This window comes from Pseudomonas sp. SWRI51, assembly GCF_014268825.1.
Taxonomy (GTDB): domain Bacteria; phylum Pseudomonadota; class Gammaproteobacteria; order Pseudomonadales; family Pseudomonadaceae; genus Aquipseudomonas; species Aquipseudomonas farsensis.
Genome location: NZ_JABWRG010000183.1, coordinates 1 through 904 on the forward strand (window position 1 = coordinate 1; position 904 = coordinate 904).

A 904-nucleotide genomic window follows, 5' to 3' on the forward strand; every position below is an offset into this window, starting at 1 on the left:
CGAGCGAGATCCTCATGCTGATCGCCATTGCTGTTTTTGTCTTCACCCTCATCCTGGTCATCTGGCAACCGAAGGGGCTTGGCGTTGGCTGGAGTGCCGCGCTCGGTGCCCTCATCGCGCTGGCGGCGGGTGCAGTTTCGCTGCACGACATCCCGACTGTGTGGGCCATTGTCTGGAACGCCACCGCCACCTTCATCGCCGTCATCATCATCAGCCTGCTGCTGGACGAGGCTGGTTTCTTTGAGTGGGCCGCGCTCCACGTGGCGCGCTGGGCAAACGGCAGCGGCTATCGCCTGTTCGCCTTCTGCGTGCTGCTCGGTGCTGCCGTATCGGCGCTGTTCGCCAATGACGGTGCTGCACTGATCCTCACACCTATCGTCATGTCGATGCTGCTCGCGCTGCGTTTTCGTCCTGCCGCGACGCTGGCCTTCGTCATGGCCGCCGGCTTCATCGCCGACACGGCGAGCCTGCCGCTAGTAGTCTCCAACCTGGTGAACATCGTCTCGGCCGACTACTTCAGAATGGGCTTCAGTGAATATGCCTCGGTGATGGTGCCGGTGAATTTCGCCAGTGTGGCAGCAACCCTGCTGGTGCTGTTCCTGTTCTTCCGCCGTGATATCCCGAGACAGTACACGGTCGCGGCCCTGAAGACGCCAAGCGAGGCGATTCATGACCGCGCGACCTTCAACGTCGGTGGTTGGGTGCTGCTGTTGTTGTTGATCGGCCTGTTCGCCCTGGAGCCACTAGGTATCCCAATCAGTGCGGTAGCCGCAGCCTGTGCGGCGATCCTCTTTGCCGTCGCCGCTCGCGGGCATCGCATCTCGACCCGCCGGGTACTGCGCGAAGCGCCCTGGCAGGTGGTGATCTTCTCTCTTGGCATGTACTTGGTGGTCTACGGGCTGAA

1 protein-coding gene is annotated in these 904 nt (G+C 62.1%); it reads left to right on the forward strand.

Annotation, left to right across the window (positions count from 1 at the left end; all coding sequences use genetic code 11):
- Positions 1–14 precede the first annotated feature (14 nt).
- A partial coding sequence (gene arsB / locus HU720_RS23930; protein WP_186523624.1) for an arsenical efflux pump membrane protein ArsB occupies positions 15–904 on the forward strand: 890 nt, incomplete at its 3' end.